We start from the raw sequence: 15,401 nt of genomic DNA, 5'->3' as shown, positions 1-15,401 counted from the left end.
TCGTGGGCGAGCCGACCCCGGGGGGCGAGCCGCTGAGCGAGGAGCGCCGCCGCGACGTGCCGACGGCGACCTACCGGCTGCAGGTCACCGCCGACTTCCCGCTCGACGACGCCGCGGCGGTGACGGACTACCTGGCCGACCTCGGGGTGAGCCACGCCTACACGTCGCCGCTGCTGCGGGCCGCCGCGGGCAGCACCCACGGCTACGACACGGTCGACCACGCGCACGTCGACGAGTCGCGCGGCGGTCGGGCGGGGTTCGACCGGCTGGTCGCCGCCCTGCACGAGCGCGGCCTGGGCCTGGTGCTGGACCTGGTGCCCAACCACATGGGCGTGGCCGACCCGGCGGAGGCCCCCTGGTGGTGGGACGTGCTGCGGCACGGCCGGGACAGCGCGCACGCCGCGGCGTTCGACATCGACTGGGACTTCGGCGGCGGGAAGGTGCGGATCCCGGTCCTGGGGTCGGCGGACGACGTCGAGAAGCTCGAGGTCGTCGACACCCCCGACGGTCCGGAGCTGCGGTACTACGACAACCGCTTCCCGGTGGCCCCCGGGACCGGCGAGGGCACCCCGCAGGAGGTGCACGCCCGCCAGCACTACGAGCTGGTCGACTGGCGGCGGGCCGACACCGACCTCAACTACCGGCGGTTCTTCGCGATCAACACCCTCGCCGGCCTGCGCGCCGAGGACCCGGCGGTCTTCGAGGCCACCCACCGGCTGGTCCTGGAGCTGGTGGCGGCCGGTGCGGTCGACGGCCTGCGGATCGACCACCCGGACGGGCTGGCCGACCCCAAGGGGTACCTGGACCGGCTGGCCGAGGCGTCCGGCAACCGGTGGACGGTGGTCGAGAAGATCCTCGAGCCCGGCGAGGACCTGCCGGAGAGCTGGGCGACCGCGGGGACGACGGGCTACGACGCGCTCGCCGAGGTCGACGACGTGCTGGTGGACCCGGCCGGCGAGGCGGCGCTCACCGCGCTGGACACCGAGCTGTCCGGCCGGGCGGTCGACTACGGCGAGCTGGTGCACGGCTGCAAGCGCGAGGTCACCGACGGGATGCTCGGCTCGGAGGTGGCCCGCCTGGTGCGGGTGATCGGCGAGCTGCCCGGCATCTCGCGGGAGCAGCAGACCGAGGCCCTCGCCGAGCTGCTGGCGAGCTTCCCGGTCTACCGCACCTACCTGCCCGACGGCCGGGAGCACCTGGCCGCGACGGTGACCGCGGTCCGGGAGCGCCGTCCCGACCTGGCCGGTGCGGTCGACGCGCTGTACCCGGTGCTGGCGCAGGCCGGCACCGAGGCGGCCACCCGCTTCGAGCAGACCAGCGGCCCGGTCATGGCCAAGGGCGTGGAGGACAGCGCCTACTACCGCTGGGCCCGATTCGTCGCGCTCAACGAGGTGGGCGGCGACCCGGCCCGCTTCGGCAGCACGGTCGCGGAGTTCCACGAGGCGCAGCGGCGGCGGCTGGAGCGCAAGCCGGCGTCGATGACGACCCTGTCGACGCACGACACCAAGCGCAGCGAGGACGTGCGGGCGCGGCTGGCGGTGCTCGCCGAGCTGCCCACCGAGTGGGCGCGGCTGGTGCGCCGGCTGCTCGACCTGCACCCGCTCGCCGACCGGCCGATGGCGCACCTGGTGTGGCAGAACCTGGTCGGCGCGTGGCCGCTGTCCAGGGAGCGGGCGCACGCCTACGCGGAGAAGGCGGCGCGCGAGGCCGGGACGTCGACGACCTGGACCGATCCGGACGAGGAGTTCGAGGCGCAGCTGCACGCGCTGGTCGACGCCGCGTACGACGACCGGGCGACGCAGGCCGAGATCGAGGAGGTGGTCGCCCGCATCGCGCCGCTCGGCCGGTCGAACTCGCTGTCGCAGAAGCTCCTGCAGCTGACCATGCCCGGCGTCCCGGACGTCTACCAGGGCACCGAGCTGTGGGACCTCTCCCTGGTCGACCCGGACAACCGCCGTCCGGTCGACTACGACCTGCGCCGCCGGCTGCTGGCCCGGCTCGACGAGGGCTGGGTGCCGCCGGTGGACGACGAGGGCGCGGCGAAGCTGCTCGTGGTCTCCCGGACGCTGCGCGCCCGCCGCGAGCACCCGGAGTGGTTCGCCGGGTACGAGCCGGTCGAGGCCACCGGGTCCGCCGCCGGGCACGTCGTCGCCTTCGACCGGGGGTCCGGGGAGCAGGACGGCGTGGTGACCGTCGCGACCCGGCTCCCCGCCGGCCTGGCCGCGGCCGGCGGCTGGGGCGACACCGCGCTGCAGCTGCCGAACGGCGCCTGGCGGGACCTGCTCACCGGCGGCCGGCACGTCTCGGACGCGGCCGGGCTGCCCGTCGGCGCGGCGCTGGAGCGGCTGCCGGTCGCGCTCCTCGTCCGAGACTGACGAAGGACCCCTCTGCCCCCCGCCACTCGCAAGCTCGGGGCGGGACCCTGCAGAGGGGCCATGGAGGGTGGCCGCTCCGGCGCGTCACCAGGCTCGTGGCGGGACCCTGCAGAGGGGCCTTCAACGACGTCACCGGACTCACGACGGAGAGTCGTCGGCCGGGGGCGGTGCGCCGCCCCCGGCCCGGCCTGTCGCGCCACGCCGGGGCGGCACGCCGGTGCCCGCGCGCGGACCGGGACGTCCGCTCCTAGCGTCCCGCGGGTGCTCCGGCTGTCCGGCCGGGCACGGCGCCGTCCCGCCCAACCCCGTCCGACGGCGTCCGACTCTGCACCAACCGTGGACGGGGGTGGGGGACCCACCTACGGCGCTGCACGCGCCTGGGGGTGAAGCCGCGTTCCGCGGCCGGGCACCGATCGCCCGAACCCGACAGCTAACCCCGCCGGCGGTCGATCGGAGGACCTCCATGCCTCAGCACGACCGATCCCGCACGCCCTCTCGCGCCCTGCGCCGCGGCGCCGTCGTCCTCGCCGGCGCGGCCGCCGTCTCCGCCCTCGCCCTCCCCGGATCCGCCTCGGCCGCGGAGCACAACTGGGACGGCGTCGCGCAGTGCGAGTCCAGCGGGAACTGGCACATCAACACCGGCAACGGCTACTACGGCGGGCTGCAGTTCAGCGCGAGCACCTGGGCCGCCTACGGGGGCCGGGAGTTCGCGTCCAACGCCCACCTGGCCAGCAAGGCGCAGCAGATCGTGGTCGCCGAGCGCACCCTCGACGGGCAGGGCATCGGCGCCTGGCCGAACTGCGGCCGGTACCTGACCGGCGGCTCGTCGGCGCAGGCGGCCGCGCCGGCGCAGGCGGCCGCGCCGGCGCAGGCGGCCGCGCCGGCGCAGGCGGCGGCACCGGAGCGGGCGTCGCGTGCCGACCGGGCGGCGTCCGGGAGCTACGTCGTCCGGGCCGGGGACACGCTCGGCACCATCGCCGCCCAGCACGGCATGGGCTGGCGCGAGCTGTACGCGCAGAACCGCGATCGGGTGGCCGACCCCGACCTGATCCGCGTGGGCCAGTCGCTGGTCGTCTGAGCCCGCCGTCCGCGCGCAGGTCACGGGGGGCCGGGCCGGCCCCCCGTGACCTGGCCGGCGCCGCGCACCGGCAGCGGAGGTCGAGCCGCGGCCACGCCCCGGGCGACGCCGACCGCCAGCGGCCAGTCCGGGTCGGCCCAGTAGCGGCTGTGTGCGTACAGCGGCGGCTCCGGCGCGGACTGGTTGGTCGGGTCCGAGGCCACCGGGTCGAGCAGGCGCCACTCGCCGCCGCAGACCCGGCGCAGGGTGCGGGGATCGCGCCAGTCGTCCTCCGGCCCCTCGTCCCAGAGCCGACGTGACCGCAGCGGTCCGGGCTCCGGCGTCCGCTCCCAGCTCCGGACCGGCCCGGCGACCGGGTCGGTCTCGCGGAACAGGCTCACCCACCGCTCCCCCCAGGTGTCGCTCAGCCAGCGGAGCACGTCCGGGCCGACGTGCGCGGGGAACGCGCGGCAGAACTGCATGCGCAACTGGGAGCCGAAGGTCACCAAGCCGACCCTCGGGTAGAGCTCCGGAGCGATCGAGCGCAGCGCGGCCAGGCCGATCAGGCTCCCCTGGCTGTGCGCGGCCACGACCACCTGCTCGGCGTCCCCCTCCTCGGAGAGCAGCCACTCGATGCGGTCGACCAGCGCCGGGACCGCCACCTGGGAGTACGCCGCGGGCACGAACGGGTGCGCTGCCCGGGGCCAGAACGCGATCACGTCCCAGACGACGTTGACCCTGCGCCGCCACTGCGCGCCCTCCGGCGCGGACCCGAACGCGCGGGACCCCAGGACGGCGACCGCGACGGCGAACAGGAACAGGACGCCGGAGCCGAGGCCGACCAGCCCCCGCGCCCAGGGCCCGTCAGCGGTGACCGCGCTGGCCCAGCCCCACGGTGGAGGCAGGTCCCCGGGAGCGCACGCGGCACGGTCGCACCCGCCCCGCACCTGCTCGGCGACGGCGGCGAGCGACAGGGCCCACGCGACGACGGCCGCGACGACGAACGCCGGCGCGAGGGCGTTCTTCACCCGGGCGGCGGACACCGCGCGTGCCACCCGCTCGAGCCCGGCGTCCGACAGGCGCGGGCGGTCGGCGCCGTCGGGGGTGTACATGGCCACCACGACGCCGCGGCGTCGCCGGGCGGCGGAGGCGCGGCGGGACCACGCGAGCACGCCGACGACGACCAGGAGCGCCACCGCCACGCCCCAGCCGTAGGCGATCCGCTGCAGGTACGTCGGGACCTCCACCCCCGCCTGCAGCACCGCGTTCAACGCGACCTGCGCCAGGTACGCCGTCCCGGCCGCCAGGCCGATGGCGAGGAAGGAGCCCACGGTCGCGGCCAGCCCGCCGGCCCAGCCGCGTGCCAGTCGCCGCAGCCGGGCCGGGGTCGCCGGGTCCTCGGGCGTCAGGGCGGCCAGGACCAGCACGGTGCCGGCGAGGCAGGCCAGGGCGAGCAGGACGGCGGCGGAGAGGCCGGCGGTCGCGCCGTCCGCCCAGGGCAGGGACCCGCCGGACGCGGCCGACGTCGGGCCGGACCGCGAGACGGTGACCCCGCCGGCCACGAGGAGCACGCCCGAGGCGGCCAGCACCAGCAGGCTCAGCCAGCGGGCGACGCGTCCCCACGCACTGCCGGCGACGTCCAGCTCCGTGCGGCTGGCGCCCGGCGCGTCACCGAGCAGCGCGACCAGTGCCACGGCGACGGCGAGCACGCCGGTCGACCACCGCGCCCACGCCACCGCCCCTGCCGCCGCGAACCCGAAACAGGCCAGGAGCGCGAGCGCGGCGGCCACGTGCAGCCGCCGCAGGACCGGGGCGTCGGGGTCGCCGCGGAAGAAGTCCGGTGAGGAGAACCCCGGTCGCGGCCCGCGGGTGCGCTGGTGCCGGCCCGGGTCGGCGAACGGACTGTCCGGCGCCGCAGGTGCGGCACGGTCGGTGCCCAGACGGGAGAGCACGAGGACCACGACGGCGGTTCCGGCGAGGCCGAGGACGACCGGCTCGGGGCGCCCGCCCCCGAGCGGGAGGTCGGCCCGCTGCCCCAGCGCCTGCCAGGCCAGGAGGTCGACGACGCCGATGACCACCGACAGGACGAACACGAGGGTCAGCAGGAGGCCCAGGACCCGCAGGACACCGCCCACCAGCGCCCGGGCGATCCGCCCGGCCCGCCCCTGCGCCGCCGGGAGCATGAACTGCGCCGCGTTGACGATGCCGAACGGGACGAGCACCAGCCAGAGCGCCCGCCAGCGGGAACCAGAGGTCAGGCGCCCCCAGTGGAAGGCCTCGAGCACCCGCCCGTCGTCCTCCGGTGGCAGCGGGGTGTGGTCGGGCCCGGTCCGGCGCACGTGCGCCACGGAGCCGTCGCCTCCGGTGGCCGCGAAGTGGTCGGTCTCGAGCATCTCGCTCTCCGGCGTTCCACTGACGCCGTGCACGCGCAGCTCCACCCACGTCGCCATGGCGGTCCCCCAGCCCGGCGCACCGGTGGACGTTCCGCGGTTGACCGCCGGGTTGGCGGGAATGCTGGACCTGCCTCCCCACGAGGGGAAGGCAGATCCGTGCGCTCCCCGGAGGTCCCCGTATGTCTGCACCCGTCGAGTTCTCCGTCTGGGCACCGGTGCCGAAGCGGGTCCGGCTCCAGGTCGACGGCACGGTGCACGAGATGCGCCGGGACGACGGCGGCTGGTGGCGCGCCGAGGTCGAGGCCGGGCCGGAGGCCGACTACGGGTTCCTGCTCGACGACGACGAGAAGGTCTACCCGGACCCGCGCTCGCGGCGCCAGCCGCAGGGCGTGCACGGGCCCTCTCGCCGGTTCGACCCGTCGGCCTACCGATGGGTCGACTCGGCCTGGACCGGGCGGCCCCTGGCCGGCGGCGTCGTCTACGAGATGCACGTCGGCACGTTCACGCCGGAGGGCACGCTCGACGCCGCGATCGCCCGGCTGGACCACCTGGTGGAGCTCGGCGTCGACTTCGTCGAGCTGCTGCCGGTCAACGGCTTCAACGGCACCCACAACTGGGGCTACGACGGCGTCCTCTGGTACACGGTGCAGGAGGAGTACGGCGGCCCGGCCGCCTACCAGCGCTTCGTCGACGCCTGCCACCAGCGGGGCCTCGCGGTGATCCAGGACGTCGTCTACAACCACCTCGGGCCGTCGGGGAACTACCTGCCGCTGTTCATGCCGATCTTCAGCGAGGGTGCGAACACGTGGGGCAACTCGATCAACCTGTCGGGGCCGGACTCCGACGAGGTGCGGCGCTACGTCATCGACAACGCGCTGATGTGGCTGCGCGACATGCACGTCGACGGGCTGCGGCTGGACGCCGTCCACGCGCTGGTCGACGAGCGGGCCACCCACGTGCTCGAGGAGATGGCGCAGGAGGTGGACCGGCTCTCGGTCGCCGAGGGCCGGCCGCTGACGCTGATCGCCGAGAGCGACCTCAACGACCCCCGCCTGGTCACCCCGCGGGTCGCCGGCGGCATGGGGCTGACCGCGCAGTGGAGCGACGACTTCCACCACGCGCTGCACGCGACGCTGACCGGCGAGGGGCAGGGCTACTACGCCGACTTCGCCGCCGCGGGGCTGGCCGGCCTGGCCAAGACGCTGACCGGCGCCTACTTCCACGACGGCGCGTGGTCCAGCTTCCGCCGCCGGCACCACGGCCGGCCGGTCGACACCGCGCTGCTGCCCGGCTGGAAGTTCCTCGGCTACCTGCAGGACCACGACCAGATCGGCAACCGGGCCGTCGGTGACCGCATCTCGGCGTCCCTCTCCCCCGGGCTGCTCGCCGTCGGGGCCACCATCGTCCTCACCAGTCCGTTCACCCCGATGCTGTTCATGGGCGAGGAGTGGGGCGCCGGCACCCCGTGGCAGTTCTTCACCAGCCACCCCGAGCCGGAGCTGGGCAAGGCCACGGCGGAGGGCCGGATCGGGGAGTTCGCCGAGCACGGGTGGGACGCCGAGGTCGTGCCCGACCCGCAGGACCCGGAGACGTTCACCCGATCCACACTCGACTGGTCCGAGCCGGAGCGGGAGCCGCACGCCCGCCTGCTCGCCGTCCACCGGGCCCTGCTGGCGCTGCGCCGCGCCCACCCGGACCTCGTCGACCCCGACCTGTCGCGGGTCGAGGTCAGCTGGGACGACGCCGACCGCTGGCTGGTCCTGCACCGCGGCTCCCTGCGCATCGCCGCCAACCTCGCCGGCGAGCCCCGGGAGATCACCCTCGACCGCCCCGCGGTCGACGTCCTCTTCGCCACCGGTGAGGTCCCCCACCTGGACGGCGCGACGGTGACGCTGCCGCCGGAGAGCGCGGCCGTGCTCACCACCGCCTGACGTGCGCCGGCTGGTCCCCGGGCCGGCGGAGGACCTCGACGACGCCGCCCTGGCCGAGGCCTACCGGCTGCCGGCCGGGCGGTCGCTGCGGGTCGACTTCGTGGCCTCGCTGGACGGCGCGATCACCGTCGGCGGGCGCAGCGCGGGCCTGGGCTCGCCCGGCGACAAGCGGGTGTTCCGGACGCTGCGGGCCCTGGCCGACGTGGTGCTGGTCGGTGCCGGGACGGCCGCGACCGAGGGCTACCGGCCGGTCGCCGCGGACCCCGCGGTCACGGCGTTGCGGACCGCGCTCGGGCGGCCCGCGTCCGCGCCGATCGCCGTCGTCTCGCGGCGGGCGTCGCTGGCCCCGGGCGACCGGCTGGCGGTGCCGTCCACGCTGCTGGTCACCTGCGCGGCCGCCGATCCCGCCCGCCGCGCCGCGCTGGCCGACGCGGGGGTGACCGTGCTGGTCTGCGGGGAGGACGACGTGGACCTGCCGCGGGCGCTCGACGAGCTGGCCGGGCGCGGACTGGAGCAGGTGCTCTGCGAGGGCGGCCCGGCGCTGCTGTCCTCCGCGCTGGCCGCCGGGGTGGTCGACGAGCTGGACCTCACCGTGGCCCCGGCCCTCGTGGGCGCCGGCGAGCCGCACCTGCTGCCCGGCCCGCTCCCCGACGCCGTGCGGCTGGAGCTGCGGCAGGTCCTCGAGGAGGACGGCGTCCTGTTCACCCGGTACGGGGTGACCCCTCAGCCCACGAGCCGCACCACGTCCCCGTAGCCGAGGAGCCGCTCGTCGGCGGTCAGGAGGACGGCACCCTCGGCGACGGCCTGGGCGACGAGCAGCCGGTCGAACGGGTCCCGGTGCACGTCGGGCAGCGTCTCGACCGCCGCGGCGTGGTCCGCCGTGACCGGCAGGTGGTCGAGCGCCAACTCGGTTTTGGCGCGGCGGGACCACGTCCGGACGTCGGACCCGAGCGAGAGCCTGCGCAGGTGCTGCTTGATCGCCAGCTCCCAGATGCTCACGGCCGACACCAGCCGACGGTCGGCGTCCGCGAGGAGGCGCTCCGCCGCCCCGAGTCTCTCGGGGGTCGTCGCGGCCCACACGAGCACGTGGGTGTCGAGGAGGGCCCTCACCCGGCCTCGCCCCGACCCGCGCGACGCCACCCGGGCGGTCGACACCCCGAGCTCGGGACTTCCGACCTCGGCCGGGCCTCCTCCGCTCTCCTAGCGTCGCCGCAACCGGACCACGCCGGTCCGGTTCCGCGACCGGGAGGAACGACATGGGCAAGGCAGTGGTGAGCCTCAGCACCGGCCTCGAGGACCCCGAGAAGGTCACCGTGGCTCTGCTGATGGCGGTGGGTGCGGCGGAGTCGGGTCGCCCGACGGTGGTGTTCCTCGCGAAGGAGGCCGTGCGGCTCGCGATCGACGGCGTCGCCACGGGCACCGCCTGCGAGGGGTGTCCCCCGCTGCCGAGCCTGGTCGAGCGCTACGCCGCCGCGGGCGGGCGGTGGTTCGTCTGCCCCATCTGCTTCAACGCCAAGGGGCTGGACCAGGGCGCGCTCATCAAGGGCGCCGAGCTCGCCGGGACCGTGCCGCTGTGGGAGTGGATCGGCGACGAGGGGGCCACCACCTTCAGCTACTGACGCGAGCGGCCGGCGTCCGGCACCCGTCCGGGTCGTCCTCGGCCCGGGCGGCTGCCGGCGTGGGCTCCGGCTGCTTGACTGCGCGCATGGAGCTGCCCGTTCTCCCGCCCGTCAAGCCGATGCTGGCCAAGGCCGTGACCAAGGTGCCCACCGCCGAGGGCATGTACTACGAGCCCAAGTGGGACGGCTTCCGCTGCATCGTCTTCCGTGACGGCGACGAGGTGGAGCTGGGCAGCCGCAACGAGCGCCCCCTGACCCGGTACTTCCCGGAGGTCGTGGCCGCGGTGAAGGCCGCGCTGCCGGACAAGTGCGTGGTGGACGGCGAGATCATCGTGCCGCAGGGCGACCGGCTGCACTTCGAGGCGCTGCTGCAGCGGATCCACCCCGCGAAGTCGCGGGTGGACCTGCTCGCCGAGCAGACCCCGGCGTCCTTCGTCGCCTTCGACCTGCTCGCGGTCGGCGACGAGTCGCTGATGGAGACGCCGTTCGCCGAGCGCCAGGCGCGGCTGCGCGAGGTGATCGGCGCCGGCAGCGAGTCGGTGCGCGTCACCGCGATCACCCAGGACGCCGCCACCGCCCAGCGCTGGTTCCAGGAGTTCGAGGGCGCCGGGCTGGACGGTGTCGTCGCCAAGCCGGGCGACCTGCCCTACGGCCCCGACCAGCGGCTGATGACCAAGGTCAAGCACGTGCGGACCGCCGACTGCGTGGTGGCCGGCTTCCGGTGGCACAAGAGCGGGCCGATCGTCGGCTCGCTGCTGCTGGGTCTCTACGACGACGCCGGCACCCTGCAGTCCATCGGCGTGGCGGCGTCCTTCCCCATGGCCCGGCGGGCGGAGCTGGTCGAGGAGCTGGCGCCCTACCGCGCCGACGCCCTCGAGGGGCACCCCTGGCAGGACTGGGCCAACGCCGACACGGGCAACGGGAACGGGGACCGCATGCCCGGGGCGCAGAGCCGGTGGAACGCCGGCAAGGACCTCTCCTGGGTGCCGCTGCGCCCGGAGCTCGTCGTCGAGATCAAGTACGACCAGCTGGAGGGCCGCCGGCTGCGGCACACCGGGCAGTTCCTGCGCTGGCGGCACGACCGGGAGCCGCGCAGCTGCACCTACGAGCAGCTGGAGGTGCCGGTGCGCTACGACCTCGCCGAGGTCCTCGCCGGCTGACGGCGCGGGGCGGCCGGTCCCGGCGCCGACGGTGTGCGCGGATCGGCCGGTTCCGTAGGCGGACCTGCCGATCCGTGCACCGGGTGCCCCGGGGGCAGGTGGGTCGGGTGTCGTCCAAGGCACATCGCCGTCCGACGGCCGTCTCTGCGGGCTCGCCGGAAGGCCCATAGGCTCGTGATCATGCGCCTGTCCCCCGGCCTGGTCGCCGCCGTCTCCGGAGTGCTCCTGGCCGTCTCCGGCTGCACCTCGTTCTCCGACTCGACGTCCGCGGACCCCTCGCCGTCCCCCACGACCCCGGCCGAACCGGAGGCGCAGGACATCGCCTGGTCCGACTGCGACGAGCAGATCTCGGGCCTGATCGCCGGCAGCCCCGGCAGCGAGCGGGACATCCTGTTCGAGTGCGGCCGCACCGAGGTGCCGATCAGCTACGACGAGCCGCAGGGCGCGACGATGCCGATCTTCCTGGTGCGGGCACGGCTGGCCGGCCAGACCGACCGGATCGGCTCGCTGGTGATGAACCCGGGCGGCCCGGGCGCGTCCGGCTCCGACGCGGCGATCGGGCGGGCGCTGACCATGCCGGAGGACGTGCTGCGCCGCTTCGACCTGGTCGGCTTCGACCCGCGCGGGGTGGGGCTGTCCACGCCGGTGGAGTGCATCCCCGGCGAGCTGAAGGACCGGATCGTGGCCGCCGAGCCGCGCCCGGTCAGCGCCGAGCAGCTCGACGCGGTGTTCGCGCTGGCCGACGAGGCCGCCGACGGCTGCGAGCAGGAGTACGGCGACGCGCTGGGCACCTTCACCACCGTGGACACCGCGCGGGACATGGACCTGCTCCGCCAGTCCCTGGGTGACGAGCAGCTGACCTTCCTCGGCTACTCCTACGGCACCACGCTCGGCTCCACCTACGCCGAGCTCTTCCCCGACCGGGTCCGCGCGATGGTCCTGGACGCCGCCGTCGACCCCGACACCGATCCGCGGGCGGACGCCGAGGCCAGCGCTGCCGGCTTCGAGGCCGGGTTCGACGCCTTCGCCGCCAACTGCACCGGGCTGGTCGCCGGGTGCCCCCTCGGCGGGGACCCGCGGAGGTTCGTCACCGACCTGCTGGCCCAGGCCGGGCAGACCCCGATCCCCAGCGCGCGCCAGGGCGAGACCCGGCAGGCCACCCCGGGCGTGGTGATGACCGCGATCCAGGCCGCGCTGTACACGACCAGCGCGTGGCCGCAGCTGGCCCAGGGGCTGGCCGCGGCGCAGAAGGGCGACTCCCAGCAGCTGTTCTCGCTGGCCGACTCCTACTACGGCCGGCTGCAGGACGGCACCTACTCCAACCTCATCGACGCCAACCTGGCGATCAACTGCGCCGACACCGACACCGACCAGCAGGTGCCCGAGGACGAGGTCCGCACGCTCGCCGCCGACTGGGGCCAGCGCTACCCGCTGTTCGGCGCGGGTGCGGCGGCCGGCCTCTACACCTGCTCGGTCTGGGACGCCGAGCGCACCCCGGTGCCCGACCGCGACGCCGAGGGCAGTGCGCCGATCCTCGTGGTGGGCAACTCCGGCGACCCGGTGACGCCGCTGCCCGGCGCCCAGGACATGGCCGAGGACCTCACCTCCGGCGTCCTGCTGACCTGGCAGGGCCAGGGGCACACCTCGTACCCGAAGACCGACTGTGTCACCCAGGCGGTGGATGCGTACCTCATCGACCTGACGGTTCCGCAGGACGGCCTGACGTGCCCGGCCTGAGCCCCCTAGGGTGCGCCGGGTGAAGACGAGCCCCCGGGTGGTGCGGTGATGGCCGCGGCGAAGGACGCCGTCGTCCTGCAGGTGGACGGGCACGAGGTGCGGGTCTCCAACCCGGAGAAGCCGTACTTCGCCGAGCGCGGCATCCGCAAGATCGACGTCGTCGAGTACTTCATCTCCGTCGGCGGCGGCATCCTCCACGCGCTGAGGGACCGCCCGACGACGCTCGAGCGCTGGCCCGGCGGGGTGTTCGAGGGCGCCCGGATCTCCACGCGCGTGGACAACACCGGCGACGCCTTCTACCAGAAGCGGGTCCCCAAGAACGCCCCCGACTGGGTGCCGACGGCGCACATCACCTTCCCCAGCGGGCGCACCGCCGACGAGATCGCCCCCGACTCGGTCGCCGTCGTCGCCTGGTGCGCCAACCTCGGCACGCTCACCTTCCACCCGTGGCCGGTGTCGAAGACCGACGTCGAGTCGCCGGACCAGATCCGCATCGACCTGGACCCGCAGCCGGGTACCGACTTCTCCGACGCGGCGTGGGTGGCGCCGCACGTGCGGGAGCTGCTGGCGGAGTTCGGCATGCAGGGGTGGCCGAAGACCTCCGGCGGCCGCGGGGTGCACGTGTACGTGCCGATCCAGCCGCGCTGGACCTTCCCCGAGGTGCGCCGCGCGGTCATCGCGTTCGGCCGCGAGCTGGAGCGCCGCCTGCCCGACCGCGTGACCATGTCGTGGTGGAAGGAGGAGCGCGGCGAGAAGATCTTCATCGACTACAACCAGATGGCCCGGGACCGCACGATCGCCTCGGCCTACTCCATCCGGCCCAAGCCGCACGCCCCGGTGTCGGCCCCCGTGGACTGGGACGAGCTGCCCGACGTCCACCCCACCGACTTCGACGTCCTGACGATGCCGGCCCGGTTCAAGGAGGTCGGCGACAAGCACGCCGGCCTGTCCGACCACGCCTTCGGCATCGAGCCCCTGCTGGAGCTGGCCGAGCGGCAGGCCAAGGACGAGGGGCTGGGCGACCTGCCCTACCCCCCGGACTACCCGAAGATGCCAGGCGAGCCGATGCGGGTGCAGCCGAGCCGCGCCAAGCGGCCGGCCGGCACGGACGGCTGATCCGGCGGGGTCGCGCTGGGCTGCCTACTCGAGGACGCCGAAGTCGGTTCCCCAGAGCTGCCGGTCGGGCACGGCGCCCTCGTCCGGGCCGACATCGTCGCAGAATCGCAGGTGGCGGACGTGGATCTGCGGAGTCGGCTCGTCGGTCGGGAAGGCATCGGTCGGGTACGTCATCGCGAACGGGTGGGTGAAGTCCCTCGTCGAGCCGTTCACCAAGGGGAAGTACCCCTCGGCCGCGGTCGCGGGCGAGTCCGCGGTGTCGACGATCCACACGGTCGTCTCGGGGACGCTGCAGGGCTGCAGACTGAGCGGCTCGTTCTCGTACGCGGCCCTGGCCAGGCCCACGCAGAGGCCGCTGGCGACGCCGGAGGGCGCGTACTCCAGCTGCGCCGCCCGCAGGCTCCCGTAGTGATCGTCCACCGCGGCGGAGACCATGCCGACTGCGTGGAAGTCAGAGACCAGACCACGGCGGGGAAGGAAGTCCTCGGACGGGTCCGAGCTGCTGGCGCGGTGCAGGATCAGCGGTTGGCCGACCGTCCCCACCCCGCCGAGCACCGCCTCCACGAACTGCGGGGCGCCGTGCGTGCCGAACTCAGGGCTGAAGACGGCGATGCAGTCCGGGCCGCACTCCGGGGTGGCCGCGCTCGCCGGGAGAGTCGTCACCGCGCCCACGCCGACGGCCGTCATGGGCGCCGCCGCTGCAGCCAACACCTTGCTCTTCAGGGACATCTGTCGTTCCTCTCGTGGGTACGACCGCAGCCCGCGCACGGTCGGCGCCGGGGTGACGACCTGTCTCAGCCGCTCCCTCCGACGTGGATCAGCCGAAGGTGAAGACGTAGGCCTCCGCCCCCGGCTCGAGGAACTCGATCTCGAACTGCCGCTCGACGATGGGCATCGGCTGCCGGATCAGCTGGTACAGCCGTTGGTCACGGACCAGGCCGTCGCCCTGCTCGGTCACGTCGTCGCCGTGCGCACGCCCCGGGGGCCGTCCGTCGAGCAGCACCCGGAAGGGCACCGGGACGTCACGGGTCGCGGGACCCATGACGAGGTGGACGTCACGAGCGGAGAAGCGGTAGGCGATCCGCCCACCGGCCTCGTGCACCACGCTCGCCTCACTCCCCACGGTCCAGGTCCCGGACAGTGCCCAGTGGTTGAGCCGTAACCGCGCAGGAAGGGTGTACGCGCGCAGGGCATCCGGCGCCGGCCCAGAAGGCGAGGAGAAGTCGGTGGTGCGGGCGTAGCCGAGATAGGTCTCCCCCGACTCCAGGTGGTCCCAGTCCGCCTCGGCCTCGACGCCGTTGCCGGCGACCGAGACGAACGACCGGTCGACGAGGTCGGCTCCGGACTCGGCGAGCAACCGCTGGATGACCAACTCCGACTGCATGAAGTCGCCCTCGCCGAACCGGTGGTGGCGGATGTGCCCCGTCGCGTCGACGAAGTACAACGCCGGCCAGTAGTGGTTGGCGAACGCCTCCCAGACGGCGTAGTCGCTGTCGAGCGCGACCGGATGGGTGATCCCCGTGCGCTCCACCGCCCGGCGGACGTTGTCCACGTCCCGCTCGAAGGTGAACTCCGGTGTGTGCACTCCCAGGACGACCAGGCCCAGGTCCCGGTACTTCTCCGCCCACGCCCGGACGTAGGGCAGCGTGCGGATCCAGTTGATGCAGGTGTAGGTCCAGAAGTCCACGACGACGACCCGCCCGCGCAGCCCGTCCGCCGTCAGCGGCGCCGTGTTGAGCCAGCCGGTCGCACCGTCCAGCGACGGCATCCGGCTCTCCGTGCGCAGTAGGCCTGCGAGCGCCATGTCGGTCACCTCACGTGCAGTGGGTCGGGCGGCAACGCCCCGGTTCTCCAGGGGACGGCGATCAGCAGCCGTGGGCTCGGCGGGGCTGCTGATCGCCGGTGCTGGGGCGGGGGGGGGGGGGGGGGGGGGGGGGGGGGGGGGGGGGGGGGGGGGGGGGGGGGGGGGGGGGGGGGGGGGGGGGGGGGGGGGGGGGGGGCGGCGCGGGGGCG

12 protein-coding genes and 1 riboswitch are annotated in these 15,401 nt (G+C 74.8%); of the genes, 8 read left to right on the top strand and 4 right to left on the bottom strand.

The genetic code is table 11. The annotated features are described in order from the left end of the window. The first annotated feature begins 2 nt into the window (after positions 1-2). Together treY and ACI79D_RS05085 are read left to right on the top strand one after the other, a co-directional pair. On the top strand, positions 3-2,375 hold the full coding sequence (gene treY / locus ACI79D_RS05090) for a malto-oligosyltrehalose synthase (RefSeq protein WP_456917231.1): 2,373 nt from the start codon (positions 3-5) through the stop codon (positions 2,373-2,375). A gap of 318 nt (positions 2,376-2,693) precedes the next feature. Continuing rightward, positions 2,694-2,836: riboswitch (cyclic di-AMP (ydaO/yuaA leader) on the top strand. 2 nt (positions 2,837-2,838) lie between these two features. Further along, the gene (locus ACI79D_RS05085; protein WP_456917230.1) at positions 2,839-3,453 is read left to right on the top strand and encodes a transglycosylase family protein; all 615 of its coding nucleotides are present in this window, start codon (positions 2,839-2,841) and stop codon (positions 3,451-3,453) included. Between the two features lie 20 nt (positions 3,454-3,473). Here the strand turns inward: ACI79D_RS05085 and ACI79D_RS05080 are convergent, their stop codons facing one another. After that, the gene (locus ACI79D_RS05080; protein WP_456917229.1) at positions 3,474-5,882 is read right to left on the bottom strand and encodes a hypothetical protein; all 2,409 of its coding nucleotides are present in this window, start codon (positions 5,880-5,882) and stop codon (positions 3,474-3,476) included. A gap of 122 nt (positions 5,883-6,004) precedes the next feature. On the opposite strand from ACI79D_RS05080, the gene treZ reads away from it, so the two are divergent. Beyond that, on the top strand, positions 6,005-7,756 hold the full coding sequence (gene treZ / locus ACI79D_RS05075) for a malto-oligosyltrehalose trehalohydrolase (RefSeq protein ID WP_456917228.1): 1,752 nt from the start codon (positions 6,005-6,007) through the stop codon (positions 7,754-7,756). A 1-nt stretch (position 7,757) separates the two neighbouring features. Further along, the gene (locus ACI79D_RS05070; RefSeq protein ID WP_456917227.1) at positions 7,758-8,510 is read left to right on the top strand and encodes a dihydrofolate reductase family protein; all 753 of its coding nucleotides are present in this window, start codon (positions 7,758-7,760) and stop codon (positions 8,508-8,510) included. On the opposite strand, the gene ACI79D_RS05065 is transcribed toward ACI79D_RS05070, so the two are convergent. Then, positions 8,480-8,866 carry a type II toxin-antitoxin system VapC family toxin gene (locus ACI79D_RS05065; protein WP_456917226.1) on the bottom strand — a complete coding sequence of 129 codons (387 nt, stop codon included), beginning with the start codon at positions 8,864-8,866 and terminating at the stop codon, positions 8,480-8,482. The two genes, ACI79D_RS05070 and ACI79D_RS05065, sit on opposite strands and share 31 nt — an antisense overlap. Before the next feature lie 146 nt (positions 8,867-9,012). Between ACI79D_RS05065 and ACI79D_RS05060 the strand changes: the two genes are divergently transcribed. The 4 genes from ACI79D_RS05060 to ACI79D_RS05045 all read left to right on the top strand — a co-directional run bounded on the left by ACI79D_RS05060 (position 9,013) and on the right by ACI79D_RS05045 (position 13,388). After that, positions 9,013-9,375 (top strand): peroxiredoxin, encoded by a 363-nt coding sequence (locus ACI79D_RS05060; protein ID WP_456917225.1) that lies wholly within the window; start codon positions 9,013-9,015, stop codon positions 9,373-9,375. A gap of 86 nt (positions 9,376-9,461) precedes the next feature. After that, positions 9,462-10,535 (top strand): ATP-dependent DNA ligase, encoded by a 1,074-nt coding sequence (locus ACI79D_RS05055; protein WP_456917224.1) that lies wholly within the window; start codon positions 9,462-9,464, stop codon positions 10,533-10,535. Positions 10,536-10,715: 180 nt separating this feature from the next. Next, the gene (locus ACI79D_RS05050) at positions 10,716-12,272 is read left to right on the top strand and encodes an alpha/beta hydrolase (protein ID WP_456917223.1); all 1,557 of its coding nucleotides are present in this window, start codon (positions 10,716-10,718) and stop codon (positions 12,270-12,272) included. 48 nt (positions 12,273-12,320) lie between these two features. Continuing rightward, complete coding sequence (locus ACI79D_RS05045) at positions 12,321-13,388, top strand: DNA polymerase domain-containing protein (protein ID WP_456917222.1); 1,068 nt, start codon at positions 12,321-12,323, stop codon at positions 13,386-13,388. A 24-nt stretch (positions 13,389-13,412) separates the two neighbouring features. Here ACI79D_RS05045 and ACI79D_RS05040 read toward each other — a convergent pair whose 3' ends face one another. Next, positions 13,413-14,117 (bottom strand): hypothetical protein, encoded by a 705-nt coding sequence (locus ACI79D_RS05040; protein WP_456917221.1) that lies wholly within the window; start codon positions 14,115-14,117, stop codon positions 13,413-13,415. A gap of 88 nt (positions 14,118-14,205) precedes the next feature. After that, positions 14,206-15,192 (bottom strand): thioredoxin family protein, encoded by a 987-nt coding sequence (locus tag ACI79D_RS05035; protein ID WP_456917220.1) that lies wholly within the window; start codon positions 15,190-15,192, stop codon positions 14,206-14,208. Positions 15,193-15,401: the final 209 nt, after the last annotated feature.

This window comes from Geodermatophilus sp. SYSU D00708 (assembly GCF_054050115.1).
This window is presented reverse-complemented; position numbering and strand designations above follow the sequence as displayed.

Excerpts from the sequence above, each read along its gene's own strand:
- ACI79D_RS05040 (WP_456917221.1), bottom strand. The coding sequence starts at position 14,117 with ATGTCCCTGAAGAGCAAGGTGTTGGCTGCAGCGGCGGCGCCCATGACG.
- ACI79D_RS05055 (WP_456917224.1), top strand. The coding sequence starts at position 9,462 with ATGGAGCTGCCCGTTCTCCCGCCCGTCAAGCCGATGCTGGCCAAGGCC.
- ACI79D_RS05035 (WP_456917220.1), bottom strand. The coding sequence starts at position 15,192 with ATGGCGCTCGCAGGCCTACTGCGCACGGAGAGCCGGATGCCGTCGCTG.
- treZ (WP_456917228.1), top strand. The coding sequence starts at position 6,005 with ATGTCTGCACCCGTCGAGTTCTCCGTCTGGGCACCGGTGCCGAAGCGG.
- ACI79D_RS05060 (WP_456917225.1), top strand. The coding sequence starts at position 9,013 with ATGGGCAAGGCAGTGGTGAGCCTCAGCACCGGCCTCGAGGACCCCGAG.
- ACI79D_RS05085 (WP_456917230.1), top strand. The coding sequence starts at position 2,839 with ATGCCTCAGCACGACCGATCCCGCACGCCCTCTCGCGCCCTGCGCCGC.
- ACI79D_RS05080 (WP_456917229.1), bottom strand. The coding sequence starts at position 5,882 with ATGGCGACGTGGGTGGAGCTGCGCGTGCACGGCGTCAGTGGAACGCCG.
- ACI79D_RS05050 (WP_456917223.1), top strand. The coding sequence starts at position 10,716 with ATGCGCCTGTCCCCCGGCCTGGTCGCCGCCGTCTCCGGAGTGCTCCTG.
- ACI79D_RS05045 (WP_456917222.1), top strand. The coding sequence starts at position 12,321 with ATGGCCGCGGCGAAGGACGCCGTCGTCCTGCAGGTGGACGGGCACGAG.